At 46.7% G+C, this 15,291-nt stretch carries 16 protein-coding genes; all 16 read left to right on the forward strand.

Annotated elements, in window-relative coordinates:
* Positions 1–31 precede the first annotated feature (31 nt).
* A complete protein-coding gene (murD, locus tag DCM90_RS00215) occupies positions 32–1,411 on the forward strand; it encodes a UDP-N-acetylmuramoyl-L-alanine--D-glutamate ligase (RefSeq protein ID WP_109249349.1) in 1,380 nt (459 codons plus the stop codon).
* Positions 1,411–2,505: an undecaprenyldiphospho-muramoylpentapeptide beta-N-acetylglucosaminyltransferase gene (gene murG / locus DCM90_RS00220; RefSeq protein ID WP_109249350.1), complete on the forward strand. Its 1,095-nt coding sequence runs from the start codon at positions 1,411–1,413 to the stop codon at positions 2,503–2,505. Before murD ends, murG begins: the two co-directional genes overlap by 1 nt.
* A gap of 18 nt (positions 2,506–2,523) precedes the next feature.
* Positions 2,524–3,372 (forward strand): cell division protein FtsQ/DivIB, encoded by an 849-nt coding sequence (locus DCM90_RS00225; protein ID WP_109249351.1) that lies wholly within the window; start codon positions 2,524–2,526, stop codon positions 3,370–3,372.
* A 141-nt stretch (positions 3,373–3,513) separates the two neighbouring features.
* On the forward strand, positions 3,514–4,854 hold the full coding sequence (gene ftsA, locus DCM90_RS00230) for a cell division protein FtsA (protein WP_109249352.1): 1,341 nt from the start codon (positions 3,514–3,516) through the stop codon (positions 4,852–4,854).
* 25 nt (positions 4,855–4,879) lie between these two features.
* On the forward strand, positions 4,880–6,142 hold the full coding sequence (ftsZ, locus tag DCM90_RS00235; RefSeq protein ID WP_109249353.1) for a cell division protein FtsZ: 1,263 nt from the start codon (positions 4,880–4,882) through the stop codon (positions 6,140–6,142).
* 63 nt (positions 6,143–6,205) lie between these two features.
* Entirely contained in the window at positions 6,206–6,634 is a 429-nt protein-coding gene (locus DCM90_RS00240; protein WP_109249354.1) for a cell division protein SepF, read from the forward strand.
* 16 nt (positions 6,635–6,650) lie between these two features.
* Complete coding sequence (locus DCM90_RS00245; RefSeq protein ID WP_109249355.1) at positions 6,651–6,932, forward strand: YggT family protein; 282 nt, start codon at positions 6,651–6,653, stop codon at positions 6,930–6,932.
* A gap of 18 nt (positions 6,933–6,950) precedes the next feature.
* Positions 6,951–7,736, forward strand: coding sequence for a YlmH family RNA-binding protein (locus tag DCM90_RS00250; RefSeq protein WP_109249356.1), 786 nt, complete (start codon positions 6,951–6,953; stop codon positions 7,734–7,736).
* Positions 7,737–7,756: 20 nt separating this feature from the next.
* The gene (locus DCM90_RS00255; RefSeq protein WP_109249357.1) at positions 7,757–8,473 is read left to right on the forward strand and encodes a DivIVA domain-containing protein; all 717 of its coding nucleotides are present in this window, start codon (positions 7,757–7,759) and stop codon (positions 8,471–8,473) included.
* Positions 8,474–8,792: 319 nt separating this feature from the next.
* Positions 8,793–11,609, forward strand: a complete 2,817-nt coding sequence (ileS, locus tag DCM90_RS00260; protein WP_109249358.1) for an isoleucine--tRNA ligase — start codon at positions 8,793–8,795, stop codon at positions 11,607–11,609.
* Positions 11,610–11,775: 166 nt separating this feature from the next.
* The gene (locus DCM90_RS00265; RefSeq protein ID WP_109249359.1) at positions 11,776–12,012 is read left to right on the forward strand and encodes a cold-shock protein; all 237 of its coding nucleotides are present in this window, start codon (positions 11,776–11,778) and stop codon (positions 12,010–12,012) included.
* Positions 12,013–12,041: 29 nt separating this feature from the next.
* Complete coding sequence (locus DCM90_RS00270; RefSeq protein WP_109249816.1) at positions 12,042–12,599, forward strand: NUDIX hydrolase; 558 nt, start codon at positions 12,042–12,044, stop codon at positions 12,597–12,599.
* A 12-nt stretch (positions 12,600–12,611) separates the two neighbouring features.
* Positions 12,612–12,914, forward strand: coding sequence for a hypothetical protein (locus DCM90_RS00275; protein WP_109249360.1), 303 nt, complete (start codon positions 12,612–12,614; stop codon positions 12,912–12,914).
* Between the two features lie 40 nt (positions 12,915–12,954).
* The gene (locus tag DCM90_RS00280) at positions 12,955–13,644 is read left to right on the forward strand and encodes a 5'-methylthioadenosine/adenosylhomocysteine nucleosidase (protein WP_109249361.1); all 690 of its coding nucleotides are present in this window, start codon (positions 12,955–12,957) and stop codon (positions 13,642–13,644) included.
* Positions 13,645–13,683: 39 nt separating this feature from the next.
* Entirely contained in the window at positions 13,684–14,850 is a 1,167-nt protein-coding gene (locus DCM90_RS00285; RefSeq protein ID WP_109249362.1) for a cysteine desulfurase family protein, read from the forward strand.
* A complete protein-coding gene (locus DCM90_RS00290; RefSeq protein WP_109249363.1) occupies positions 14,850–15,194 on the forward strand; it encodes a DUF1831 domain-containing protein in 345 nt (114 codons plus the stop codon). Before DCM90_RS00285 ends, DCM90_RS00290 begins: the two co-directional genes overlap by 1 nt.
* Positions 15,195–15,291: the final 97 nt, after the last annotated feature.

Consider the following 15,291-nt stretch of genomic DNA (forward strand, 5'->3'; position numbering starts at 1 on the left):
AATGTCAGATCAAATGGGAGCGATCTAAGTCATGAAGAATGTAGAAACGTACCGGGATAAAAGGGTCTTAGTCATAGGCCTTGGCATGAGCGGGGCAACGGCTGCTAAACTGCTCAAGCAGTTAGGAGCTAACGTAACGGTGAATGATAGTCAGGATCTGAGCCAGGATCAAACCGCAAAGGCTCTTGGAGCAAGCGGGATAACGATTATTTCGGGCAACCAGGATCCCATCCTCTTAGACCGTGGGTTTGACCTCATTGTTAAGAACCCGGGAATTGCCTACGACGTTCCGATTATTGCTGAGGCAATCAAACGCCAAATTCCAATTGTGACTGAAGTTGAACTCGCAAGTGAGGTTAACGACGCCGAACTCATTGCGGTCACGGGCAGTAACGGTAAAACAACCACGACCACGATGATCACTAAGATTTTGAACCAGGACCGACCAGCAGGGAAGGCCTACTATGCGGGCAACATAGGGGTCCCGGCCAGTGACACCGCACAGAAAACCACGCCAGAGGACACGCTAGTCCTTGAGGTTTCCAGCTTTATGCTCTGTGGCATCACAACCTTTCACCCGCATATCGCAGTATTAACTAATATTTTTTCGAACCACCTCGATTACCATAAAACCCGGGAAAATTATGTCGCCGCAAAGATGCGGATTACGGAAAATCAAACGCCCGATGACTATTTTGTGGTTAATTTTGATAATCCAGAATGGCAAAAACTAAGTCGGCAAAGTCGGGCCCAAGTCGTCCCGTTTTCCCGGCTTAATACGACCCAGGAGGGTGCGTATGAACTGGACGGACGACTTTATTATCGGGGCGACTACATCATGGATGCTGCTGATGTTAAAGTACCTGGGACGGGAAATATTGAAAATGCCCTGGCCGCGATTGCCGTTGCTAAAATTGAGGGCCGAAGTAATGAAGCGATTACGCACGTCTTAACCACGTTCGGCGGGGTTCGGCACCGGACCCAATTTGTCTTAGAATCTGAGGGACGGTTGTTCTACAATGATTCCAAAGCAACGGACATGGAAGCCACGGAAATGGCCCTCCAAGGGTTCAAACAGCCAGTCATTTTACTTGCTGGCGGACTCGACCGGGGTTATACCTTTGAAAAACTGGTTCCGTACCTCCAACAAAATGTTAAAGCGGTGGTTCTCTTTGGGGAAACTGCCGATCTATTGGCTGATGCCGCTAAGGCTGCCGGCGTTCCCGTCATTAAACGGACTGAAAATGCCGAGAGTGCGGTACCAATTGCTTACGAATTGAGTGAACCTGGCGACGTTATTTTATTATCACCCGCTAACGCCAGTTGGGATCAGTACCCGAGTTTTGAAGTTCGGGGCGATCGCTATATTCAGGCGGTGGAAAAACTAACGGGTAAAGAGGAGGAAGATTAATGCGACTAATGATTTCAGGCGGGGGCACCGGCGGGCATATTTATCCCGCCTTAGCCTTAATTACCGCCCTAAAGAAGCGTGACCCACAGGCCGAAGTACTATACGTCGGATCAACCCGGGGACTAGAGAGTAAAATCGTTCCCGAAAAGGGGATTGACTTTCGGGCCCTTGAAATTCAAGGGTTTAAACGGTCACTCTCACTCGAAAACTTTAAAACGGTTTATTTATTCTTAAAGAGTGTTCGGGAAGCCCGAAAACTGATTAAACAGTTTAAGCCTGACGTAGTGGTCGGCACCGGAGGCTATGTTTCTGGGGCAGTCGTGTATGCCGCCAGTCGCATGAACGTTCCGACTTTAATCCACGAACAAAATTCGGTTGTCGGAATGACCAATAAGTTCCTTAGCCGTTACGTTGACAAAGTGGCCTACGTTTTTGACAATGCAGCTCAACAATTCCCGAAGGATAAGTTAGTCAAGACGGGAAATCCTCGGGCTCAGGAAGCCGCTAACGTTATCTCCACGTTTAAGTGGTCAGAATACGGGTTGAAGGACGATGTCCCAACGCTTTTAATTTTTGGCGGCTCTCAGGGAGCCCTGAAGATTAACTCCGCAACGGTGGGGGCCATCCCAGAATTTGGCAAGCGGGATTATCAGGTGGTTTTTGTGACGGGTCAAAAGCGTTACGAGGACGTTATGAGTCACTTAGACAACGTCACCATCGCTGATAATATTGTCATTAAAGATTATATTCCGAACATGCCGGAAGTTTTGCCCCGGGTCAGTGCAATCGTTGGTCGGGCGGGGGCCACTAGCATTGCTGAAATTACGGCAATTGGGATTCCATCAATTTTGATTCCAAGCCCGTACGTTACGGCGGATCACCAGACTAAGAATGCCATGAGTTTAGTTAACGCCGGCGCCGCTAAGTTACTAACCGAAACGGAACTAGATTCTGAATCGCTGTTAAGAAATGCGGACGAAATTATGAATAATCCTGCTGAACAGGCTAAGATGGCTCAGGCATCGAAAGACCTTGGGACCCCAGATGCTGCTGACCAGGTGCTGGATGTTTTGGAACAGCTGCGCCAACGTTAATTGAAAGGAGGCGGCGGAATGAACTTCCACTTAAATAGAAAAAATGAACGGGCTCACCAGCAGGTTCTTACCCCGTGGGAGGCCTACCAAAAAGAATCCGCCGCTAACCAGAAACAATCCGCAGCCGGACGGCAGAAGAAACGAATTGGGGATAAGCTGCCCAAGTTTAAACACCAGCGAAACCGAAAATTGGTCCAAAAAATGACCATACTTCTTACCAGTTTTATCCTGGTAATTCTAGTGATGGTCTATTTTTTGCTGCCGTTAAGCCACGTTGAAAAAATCTCAGTAATGGGTAATCAGGTCCTCAGTAAGAATCAGGTGATTCACTATACGGGAATTAAGCGGGGAGCTTCCATTTATACAGTCCAGGGAAGCACGGCCGCAATTGCTGATCGTGCGGAAAAACGAACCCCGCGGATTGAACGGTTAACGGTTCGGGTCGTTCATTTTAATCAGGTCGAAATTAAGCTGAAAGAATACGCCACCGCCGGATATGCAGAAGTGGGAAACCATTACGTTGAGGTTCTGGAGGATGGGACGATTTCTACTAAGCGGATTAATCAGCCCCAAGCAGGGGCGCCCGTCTATAACGGTTTTAAATCAACGAAAACGTTGCGGTCAATGATTAAGCAATACGCTCAGCTGCCGTCGGACGTTAAAAGCAGCATCTCAGATATTCGTTTCGACCCAACTCAGACTGATAAAACTAGGGTTCATGTCTTTATGAACGATGGAAATGAGGTCTATGCGACGATCCCCACCTTTGCTAAGAAAATGGCTTATTACCCTAGTATTGCTAATAAAATGAAGGCAAACGGGGTTGTAAACTTAGAAGTGGGTGCTTATTCCTACCCCTTTAAATAATTAAAGAGTCATTACAATTCATGAAACCCTTTAAAATGGCTTTATCAACGGGGTTTATGTGTGGTAAACTTAAAATTATTAAGGAAAAAGAAATCGTTATTGTTATTGATGTGGAAATCAATTAGGAGGTTCCTTCATTAAATGGATAATTCAGGTATGTACGTTGGCCTAGATATAGGGACTACCTCAATAAAAGTCATTGTTGCTGAAAGTGTTAAGGGACAAGTGAATGTTATTGGCGTGGGAAATGAACGCTCCGACGGAATTAGTCGGGGAGTCATTGTCGATATCGATAAGGCTGCTAACGCAATTCGCAGTGCTGTCAAACAGGCTGAAGAAAAAGCAAGCATTCAAATTCATGATGTTATCGTCGGCTTACCAGCCAACTTATTAAAAATCGAATCCTGTAGTGGCATGATGGTCTTGGCCGACTCATCCCGTGAAATTACAAGTAGTGACGTCCGTGATGTTGCCCTCTCAGCCCTCACCCAGAATTTACCGCCCGAACGGCAAGTGCTGGATATCATTCCGCAACAGTTTACGGTAGATGGATTTGATGGAATCAAAGATCCCCGGGGAATGGTAGGGGTCCGGTTAGAAATGACCGGAACTTTATTCACCGGGCCTAAAACAATTATGCATAATACTAAAAAGGCAGTCGAACAGGCCGGGTTACATATTCGTGGAACGGTAATTAACTCGCTTGCCGAGGGACACACCGTCTTAAACGATGGTGAGCAGGATTTTGGGACCGTTGTTCTCGATTTTGGTGGAGGACAAACCGGCGCCTCTGTCATTCATGATCACCAGCTCAAGTACGCGGACGTTGATCAAGAGGGCGGCCAATTTATCACTAAGGATATTTCGGTCGTCCTGAATACGTCACTAGATAGCGCAGAGAAGTTAAAGCGGGATTATGGCTACGCCTTTGCTGAGGAAGCCTCTGATGATGAGGAATTTCCGGTAGATGTCGTGGGTCAAAGTCAACCCATGGTGATTTCAGAACGGTACTTAGCTGAAATTATTGAGGCCCGACTGGATCAAATTCTTGGTCAAATCGGTGAACGGCTCGATAAAATCGGTGCGCTTGACTTACCTGGAGGGGTAGTCATCACCGGAGGAGTCGCCGCTTTACCGGGAATGATTGATTTAGTATCTGACCGGTTTGGCGTAACCGTCCGGGAATTTATTCCCGATCAAATGGGGTTGCGTCATCCGTCGTTTACACTTCCACTTTCACTGGTTAGCTACTTTAGCAGCTTAAATGAAATTGATCTGATCGTAAAATCCGCGTTAACCGGGCAGACAGATCTTGTGGATACGCTTGATGAGCAACGGGTTGCCCAAGCTCATCAAGTTGAAGAAGCTAGTCAACAACAGGTAACGGAACGATCAACTCGGCAACGACCACAAAAACAACCACGAAATAAAAAGAATCGTACTGATGGGATTCGGAAGTTCTTCAGTGACTTCTTCGATTAGTGACAATACGGAGGGATAATAGATAATGGAATACTCACTAGACTCGGCCCAAAATCACGGGGCAACAATTAAGGTAATTGGTGTCGGTGGCGGCGGAAGCAACGCTGTCAATCGAATGATTGCTGAAGACGTTAAGGGCGTTGAATTTATCGTGGCAAACACCGATGTTCAAGCACTTCAGGCATCAAAGGCAGAAACTAAAATTCAGTTAGGCCCGAAGCTGACACGCGGATTAGGGGCCGGATCAAACCCAGAAGTTGGCGAAAAAGCGGCGGAAGAAAGTGAAGAAGCCCTTCAAGAGGCCTTAGACGGTGCCGATATGGTTTTCGTTACGGCTGGTATGGGGGGCGGAACTGGAAATGGGGCTGCCCCAATTGTCGCTAAAATTGCTAAGGAAAGCGGCGCCTTAACCGTTGGTGTCATTACCCGTCCGTTTAGTTTTGAAGGTCCTAAGCGGGGTCGGTATGCCGCAGAAGGCACGGCGAAAATGAAAGAAAACGTTGATACGTTAATTGTCATTGCTAATAACCGACTATTGGAAATTGTTGATAAGAAGACACCGATGATGGAGGCCTTCCAAGAAGCTGATAACGTTCTTCGTCAAGGGGTCCAAGGAATTTCCGATTTAATTACTAGCCCAGGTTACGTTAACTTGGATTTTGCCGATGTTAAGACTGTGATGAAGGATCAAGGCTCAGCCCTCATGGGAATTGGCAGTGCCAGTGGCGAAAACCGGACGGAAGATGCCACTAAGAAGGCCATTTCATCACCATTGCTTGAAGTCTCCATCGACGGTGCCGAACAGGTCCTCCTAAACATTACGGGTGGCCCTGATTTATCTCTGTTCGAAGCCCAGGCTGCTTCAGAGATTGTGTCGCAGGCGGCGACGTCCGATGTGAACATTATCTTTGGTACCTCAATTGACGAGGGCTTAGGTGACGAAGTGCGGGTAACAGTTATTGCCACTGGGATCGATAAGAAACGTGAAGAAATGGCTCAGCACCAAAACCGTCAGTCCCACCGGACTAGTAGCATGTCTGAACAACAGACTGCGTCAACCGGTTCGACTAATCAAGACCCGTTCAACGACTGGGACATCCGACGCGAACCAAATAACCGGCCCAACGTAGAGTCCACTCCTAACAACGATGAATTTGCTGGTGTTCAAAAGCCAGACTTTAACGTGTTTAATCCGGATGAGTCTGACTCATCTAAGGATGATAATTCGGGCATGGATACACCTGCTTTCTTTAAACGACGCCGGCGTAACAAGCGTAATGACGACTAATTTTGCTGAACTATTGTAGAATTAACTTGGATAAGAGTTAATAAAGAAGGAAGCGAAAATGTGATGGCAGAAAAGTTTAGTTTCAGTAAGTTCTTCGGAATGACGGATGATATGGGGTCTGAAGCTCCGGTTGGGGATAATGTTGAACGGCAGACAACTCAAGCGGCACCCGTAACTGGGCGCAGTGATAAAGTGGTCTCCATTAATGGGCCTAAAGCATCTGCTAGCCATATTTCACTATTTGAACCCCGAATTTACTCGGACGTTAAATCAATCGCGACCCAGTTAATGAAGAATGAAGCGGTAATTATTAATTTTTCTCGCGTAGATGAAGCACAGTCTAAACGCATTGTCGATTTTTTAACCGGGACCATTTTTGCTATCGATGGCGATATTCAGCGAATTGGAAACGAAATGTTTTTATGCACACCGCACAACTTTCAGGTTAGTGGTGAGTTAGGTTCCGACGTTAAGACACAATTTAAACTTTAGACGAGGAAGTGACACCGTGGGAATTGGGATCTATTACTTTTTTCAAATCTTAATTTGGTTGGTCAATGTCTATATCTGGGCAATCGTCATTTACGCTTTGCTAAGTTGGTTCCCCGGGGCATATCAATCTCGGTTTGGCCAGCTGCTGGTTCAAATTGTTCAGCCGTTTCTAAATTATTTTGAATTTATTCACGTCGGCGTGCTCGGCTTTGGTCCCATCGTTGCCATCATCGTGTTAACCATTGTGCAATATGGGCTCACTTACTTACAGACGATTTTTCTCCAATTAGTTCAGTAAGAAGAGGGGGTGACACCATTGAATGATAATGTTAGACAACATTTTCGGTCGGATGAGGCCAATTTTATCGATGTCGTAGACGAATGGATTCGTGAGGCCGAGGATCAGTATCGGCCAGTCCTGACTCATTTTTTAAATCCACGGCAGGTTTATATTGCTAAAACCTTAATTAACCGGAATGATGACGTCCACGTTCAATTTAATGGGGGTCATTTCAATGCTGAAATGCAACGGGCCCTAGTGTACCCTAATTATTATGAACCAGTCCTGGGAGATTTCAACCTAGCGGCACTCAACGTGAACTACCCCGTTAAGTTTGCTGAACTTCACCATAGCACCATTCTGGGAACCCTCCTAGGTGAGGGGGGAACCGATCGGAACGTTCTAGGTGATATTTTAACGGATGGTGAAACGTGGCAGATTATCACGGAAGCGGGTATGGCTGACTACTTTGAGTCACAAATTACTCACGTTGGTAAAGTTAAGGTTCGGTTAGAACCTGTGGGACTCGATCAAGTGGTAACGCCCATTAACGAATGGGAACCCGAGTCGGTGTTTTTAACGTCGCTCCGGTTAGATACAATCGTCGGTTCCGGATTCCATCTGTCCCGACACCGGTCTAAGGAGCTAATCGAGGCTGGACGTATTAGGGTTAACTGGGGTGAAATTGATAAACCCGACTATGAGCTAGCCGTAGCAGATATTATTTCCGTCCGCGGGTTTGGTCGAATTCGGTTAGATTCAATTGATGGCCAAACCAAAAAGGATAAATTGCGTGTTACGTTATCAATATTAAAGAAATGATTTCGGAGGGAACAACGATTATGGTACTGAGTCCACAAGATATTCATAATAAAGAATTTGGAACAAAAATGCGGGGTTATAACGTTGATGAGGTTAATGATTTTTTAGATCAAATCATTAAGGATTATCAGATTACGCTTAACCAAAAGGATGACGCTCAACAACAATTAGATGCAGCTAACGAAAAGCTGAAGTACTTTAATGACTTAAAGGATTCCTTGAATCAGTCCATCTTAGTTGCTCAGGAAGCGGCCGATAAAGTTAAGGCTAATTCACAAAAAGAATCCGAAATCATTCTCCGCGAAGCACAAAAACAGGCTTCGGATATTGTTAGTGAAGCAACGGATAAGGGGAACCACATTATTGCGGAAGCCTCAGACCGGGCCAAAAAATTAGCCGTTGAAACCGACGACTTAAAGAAGCGGACCCGCTCGTTCCGGCAACGGTTGAAAATCATGCTGGAAAGCCAATTAGATGTTGTTAACAGTAAGGACTGGGATGATCTGTTGAAGGAGGGTTCTGCCTCCAGCTACGAAGAAATTCAACGGGTGATCGGAGACCAACTTGACAATGATGAGGCGAACGCTGTAAACTCAGAGAAGTCGGTTAATGGTTCATCGGCAGATATTATTGATGCCGATGACGGTAAAGTTTCAAGCGGACAGACGGTTATTATTTTCCCAGATGACGAAGATAAGAAAAATTCTAAATCAAAACCAGCCGCAACCGACAAGTAAAGCCAATTAACAACCCCAAAGAACAGAAAGCACTTCGTTATACGTTAGCGAGTCGGCAGCCGGTGAAAGGTCGATGGTCCCTAGCGGAGTCGCAGATCCTCTTTGTGATGAATAAAGTGAACGAAAGTAAGTTTATTCGGTCGTGGTCCGTTAACGCCATACTAAGAGAATTCCCAGGAATTCTGAATTTGGGTGGTACCACGATTAGACCTCGTCCCTTGCGGACGGGGTCTTTTTTGGACCAATGAGCTGAGCCTAAACCCTAGGTTGAGCTCGTTGGTCCAATGACTACCAACCCATAACCTAAGGAGGAAACTTGATGCGAGTTAAAGACACACTTAACCTTGGCAAAACTAAGTTTAAGATGCGTGGTAACTTACCCGTTAAGGAAGTTGACCGGCAGAAAGCTTGGCAGGAAAATAAGGTTTATGAACAACGCCAAAAATTAAACGAGGGCAAACCGTCCTTTGTCCTTCATGATGGACCACCCTATGCCAATGGAGACATTCACATGGGCCATGCCATGAATAAAATCTCTAAGGATATCATTGTTCGTTACAAATCAATGAACGGGTTTCGGGCCCCTTACGTTCCGGGATGGGATACCCACGGATTGCCAATCGAACAGCAATTGACCAAGATGGGATACGACCGTAAAAAGATGAAGACGTCCGAATTTCGGGATCTTTGCCGTCAGTATGCGTTAGAACAAGTTGAGCGGCAAAAGGCCGAGTTTAAACGGTTAGGGGTGGCAGCAGAATGGGATGATCCCTATTTAACGCTGGACCCTAAGTTTGAAGCAGCTGAAATTCGGGTTTTCGGTAAAATGAACGATGAAGGCCTGATTTATAAGGGTAAGCGACCAGTTTATTGGTCATGGTCATCCGAATCAGCCATGGCGGAAGCTGAAGTTGATTATCATGATGTTACCTCTCCATCCGCTTTTTATGCGGAGCATGTCGTTGACGGGAAGGGCATTTTAGATGATAACACCTACATGGTGGTCTGGACGACTACGCCTTGGACCATTCCAGCATCGGAAGGGATTACGCTAGGGGCTGACTTTGACTATGCGGTTGTTCAGCCCGAGGGCGAAGACAAGAAGTATGTCGTTGCTGAGGCTTTATTGGCCCAGAGTGCTGATCGGTTTGGCTGGCACAACGTTAAGACCCTGAAAACCGTTAAGGGGGCCGATTTAGAGCATGTTTTGGCTGAACATCCTTTCTATCCAGACCGCAAGTTGGTAACAATGCTCGGGGACTTCGTTACGCTTGACGGTGGAACCGGGCTAGTTCATACGGCTCCTGGGTTAGGTGAAGATGACTTCAACGTTGGGATGGAATACGGGTTACCAATTCTGGTTCCGGTCAACGATCAAGGAATTATGACCGCTGAAGCGGGGCCTGACTTTGAGGGTGTCTTTTATGAGGACGCCAATCAGATTGCACTGGATAAGTTGAAGGCCATGGGGCTACTGTTAAATTACATGCCTTATGAACACAGTTATCCGTTTGACTGGCGGACTAAGAAACCCGTTATTTACCGGGCAACCCCTCAGTGGTTTGCGTCGGTGGATAAGATTCGTCAGAATATTTTGGATGCCATTGATGGCGTTTCATTTAGCCCTGACTGGGGTAAACGCCGGCTTTACAACATGATTCGGGACCGGGGTGACTGGGTAATTTCGCGTCAGCGGGTCTGGGGTGTGCCGCTGCCAATTTTCTACGGCGAAGACGGCGAAGCCATTATTACGAATGAAACGGTAAACCACGTTGCTGACTTAGTGGAACAATACGGGTCAAACGTGTGGTTTGACCGGGATGCAAAGGACTTATTACCGGATGGGTTTACGAGCGAACATTCACCAAACGGTAAGTTTACTAAGGAAACGGACATTATGGACGTGTGGTTTGATTCCGGGACCTCACATCAGGGAGTCCTAGCAGCCCGGCCATACCTCACGTATCCCGCTGATTTAGTTTTAGAGGGATCTGATCAGTACCGCGGCTGGTTTAACTCCAGCTTAATTACGAGTGTCGCTGTGGCTAACCATGCTCCTTACAAACAGTTGATTTCGCAAGGCTTTACGCTAGACGCTAACGGTCACAAGATGAGCAAGTCCTTGGGCAATACAATTGCACCCAGCGACATTATCGATAAAATGGGGGCCGAAATTGTCCGGCTTTGGGTCACGACCGTTGACACCTCTGCCGATGTCCGGGTATCAACCGAAAACTTTGTCAAGGTTTCGGATTCTTACAAGAAAATTCGGAACACGATGCGGTATCTGTTAGCCAACACCGCTGACTTTGAACCAGAAACGATGACGGTGCCAAGTAACGAGCTGGAAGCCGGCGATCAATTTATGATGGTACGGTTAAACCAGTTGATTGCTAGTTTAACGGCTCACTATGATCAGTATGATTTCTTGACGGTAAACAAGGAATTAATGAACTTTATCATTAATGACCTGTCCGCATACTACCTGGACTACGCCAAGGATGTTTTGTACATTGACGCTCAAAACAGTCATACCAGACGGTCAATGCAAACGGTACTTTATCAAATTACCGTGGCGTTGACGAAACTGATGACGCCAATTTTACCGCATACGGCGGAAGAAATTTGGGACTTCTTAAAGGAACCGGAGGAGTACGTTCAACTCGCTGAAATGCCCCAACCAGTGGCGATTGACGGAGCTGCCGAAATTAACGACAAGTGGACGAACTTCCTGGCATTCCGGACTCACGTCTTAAAGGCCTTAGAGGAAGCTCGGAATAATAAGTTAATTGGGAAGTCGGCGGACGCTGAATTAGACGTTTACGCCACCCCAGAAATTCAAAGGATGCTCGATTCGCTCCATGCTGACGTCCGCCAAATCTTAATGGTTTCCGACCTTCAGGTGGCTGACATTGCAGATGCGCCCGCTAACTCTGAACAATTTGACGAGGATAGTTTAGCCCTAGTGGTTAAGCCTGCAGAGGGAGAAACCTGTGAACGGTGTCGGTTGATTAAGAAGGACGTTGGGGCCAATCCCGCGTACCCAGAGTTCTGTGAACGTTGTGCCCACATTGTGGAAACTGAGTTCCCGGAAACGGCAACCGAAGGCTTTAACGATGAAAAACCAGCTAACTAAGTTGGTGAGATAAACTAAGGTCTGGAATGGATTTCCAGATCATAAAATGTAGGCAGTGCGGCCGGCTTCAATCGAAGCTGGTCGCACTGCCTACGTTGTTCAGGGGTCGTTTTGCTTCCTATGCTGGATTCGAGTATAATTTGACTATTGAGAACGGAGGATCATCATGATTGAAGGAACGGTTAAAAGTTATAATTCTAAAAACGGCTTTGGGTTTATTAAAACCAAAACCGATGGTGACGTTTTTGTTCATTACACGGCCATTTTGAGTACCGGCTTTAAATCATTAGAGGTCGGTGATCACGTTCAGTTTGTGATCGCAGAGGGCGAAAACGGGCCACAGGCGGCAAAGGTCACCCGGGTTGAAGATCCAGAGCGTCCGTCTGCAGCCACGGAAGATTGATTAATTAACGTAGAAAAGGGATGTTAGTTTTGAACTTTGAAGAAAAGGTTGAGAAGACAGAACCCATTTTTCACGGCCACATTATGGATGTCGAACGGGAGACGGTCCAGTTGCCTGACGGGCAGACGGCCACAAGAGAAATTGTTCGGCACGCACCCGCCATTGGAATTTTGGCGTTAACGACCGATAATCGAATGATTTTGGAACGGCAGTGGCGGGCTCCGATCGGACAAACCACATTGGAAATTCCAGCGGGAAAGTTAGATGCCCGGGATAAAAATGATCGGGATAGCGCCGAACATGCCGCCATTCGTGAGTTGAATGAAGAGGTTCGGTTACAACCAGGGCATTTAGAGCGCCTGTATGGGTTTTACAGCTCGGTGGGGTTTAGTGACGAATACATGACGTTGTATCTTGCGACTGAGTTGACCCCCGTAACTACCGAACTCCCCCGGGACAAAGGTGAAAACCTGGAAGTATTAACGCCGACCTTGGATGAGGCACTTCAACTGATTGAAAATGGTCAAATTGAGGATGCGAAGACCATTATGGCCATTCAGTACTGGCAGTTAATGACCAAAAAGTAAGCGGGTGAGTGTTTGAACGAGGAAGAAAAACGAACGCCCCAATCCGATTCTGATGAACCGTTAACGCGGGCGGATTACCGCCGTCAGCGTGAACAGTTACAAAAGGATGACTTGGAGCGGGATAAAAAAAGGGTTCGGGTGGAAAAAGATTATGCGAAACGGCATCAAACTACTGATACCTACGTCGACCCCACCGAACAACTGGAAGCCTCAAACGAAAAATCAAAACGACTGGCCCGTAAATTAAACTGGGCAATTTTAGGCGTCTGCATCTTAATTGTTATCGTCTACTTGATTTTATTTTTTGTTGGCTAAGTGATTTTAACTTAAAGAGATGAGAAACGAGGAAATTATTATGCGATTTGGTGTCATTTGTGCCATGGAAGAGGAAATTAAAGATTTAACGGAAAATTTAGAACATGAAGACATTAAGATTATTAACGGAATTCAATTTTATCAGGGGACAATTTCAGGCCAAGAAGTGGTTTTAGTCCGTTCCGGAATTGGTAAAGTTGAGGCCGGACTGACCACGGCCCTATTAATTGTTGAATTTAACGTCGATATCGTGATTAATTCAGGTTCAGCCGGAGCCATTGATCCAGAACTGAATATCGGGGACGTTGTCGTTTCGACCCAAACCGCCTACCATGATGCTGATGCCAGGGCCTTTGGTTATGAATACGGTCAGCTTCCCCAGCAGCCAGCCCGGTTTAACGCCTCGGTAGATTGGGGAAATAAGATTGTTGATGCTGCCCAGGGGACGGGATTAACGACGAAAAAGGGATTAATTGTTTCCGGTGATCAGTTTATTAATAGTACGGATGAAATTGACCGGATTCGGCACTACTTCCCGGATGCCCTAACTAGTGAAATGGAAGGGGCTGCGATTGGCCAAGTTGCTAACCAGTTTGCGGTTCCGTACGTTGTTGTTCGGGCAATGTCTGACAACGCCGACGGCAACTCAGGCGTTGATTTTGATGATTTTATTATTGATGCGGGAAAGAAGAGCGCCCAAATGTTGCTCGCGCTCTTTGCTGCGGAGTGATTCGTAACACCTGCGATTTTTCGGAGGGTTTTACAAAAAATGAAAAACGAGATTTACTTAGATAATGCGGCAACAACGCCGATTTCGGCCGAGGTTTTGGCCGAGATGACGGATAAGCTGGCAAACGTATGGGGCAATGCTTCCACGCTGTATCAGTATGGTCGGACGGCTCATACCGTATTGGAAGATGCGCGGCACGTGATTGCAACGAGTATCAATGCGGACGTCGATGAAATTGTGTTTACCTCGGGAGGAACAGAAAGCGACAATACCGCCATTATGCAGACGGCCCGGGCCAGACGGGGCGAAGGTAAACACATCATTACCACCGCGATTGAACATGAGGCCGTTTTGAAGCCGATGGCAGCGCTAGAAGAAGCGGGTTTTGACGTGACCTATTTACCCGTTGATGAGGCAGGAAATATTTCACTAACCGACTTAAAGGCGGCCCTGCGTGAGGATACCATCTTAGTGTCAATTATGTACGGAAATAATGAGGTGGGGTCACTCAATCCGATTCACGAAATTGGGACACTCCTGCAGGATTACCAGGCCTGGTTTCATACGGATGCTGTTCAAGCTTACGGGTTAGAGGACATTGATGTGAAGCGTGATCATATTGATCTGCTTTCTACCTCGGCGCATAAGATTAACGGGCCAAAGGGCACCGGCTTTCTTTACCGGCGAGCCGGCATTAACTTCCCAAGTTTCATGAAGGGCGGCGACCAGGAAACGAAGCGCCGGGCTGGGACCGAAAATATTCCCAGTATTGCTGGGATGGCGAAGGCAGCCGAAGGATTAACGAAGGAAGAAAAGGCGAACCGGCAAGCCAAATACTATGGGTTTAAGCAGCAGATTGTTGCAGGTTTAAACCAGGCTGGGGTTGAATTTGAAGTTAATGGCGACATGAGTCAAAACCGGTTGAACCACGTGTTTAACATTTGGTTAAAGGGAATTTCCACCTACCTTATGCAGACCAACCTTGATCTGGCAGGAATTGCCGTCTCCGGCGGGTCGGCTTGTACAGCGGGATCCTTAGAACCCTCGCATGTCTTGACGGCGATGTACGGGGAAAAGAGCCCTCGAATTGCGGAGTCCTTGCGGGTTTCCTTTGGCCGGTATACCACCAGCGAGGATATTGAAACGTTAGTTCAAACGATTGCGGCAATTACGCAGCGGTTAACCAAGAAAAATGAGGTGCACTAATGCTATTTAAGTCAGAAATGACCGTGAAGGGTGATCCTAATACGTATCGGCTGAGTCCTAATATTAAGGCGTTTGCCTTAAAGGATACTGGGTTTACGGTGACGAACGCCGGTAATTACCAACTGGAACGTTCCGTTGATCCGACTTCTCCGTACAACCGCAACTTTTTGTTAAAGGTAACGGTTAATAAAGAGTTGACCGGGTTTAAGATGGTTACGACGACGGCGAGTGGTAACAATCAGGTGAACATTTTTACCGGTGACAAGGGTGAGGAGCACGCTGAGCAATACCATTACATCATTCAAAATTTGTTGGATCGTGATATTCTGAGTCAGGTTAACTAGGATGAAGACACACCCGGGGTGTTGCAAAATTGGTGAAGAACCTGTACACTAGTCCTTACTGGATTTGTACGACCTTCAAATCGTAGGAGCTCCAGAA

This window comes from Levilactobacillus bambusae (assembly GCF_003124125.1).
In the GTDB taxonomy this organism is placed as follows: Bacteria; Bacillota; Bacilli; order Lactobacillales; family Lactobacillaceae; genus Levilactobacillus; species Levilactobacillus bambusae.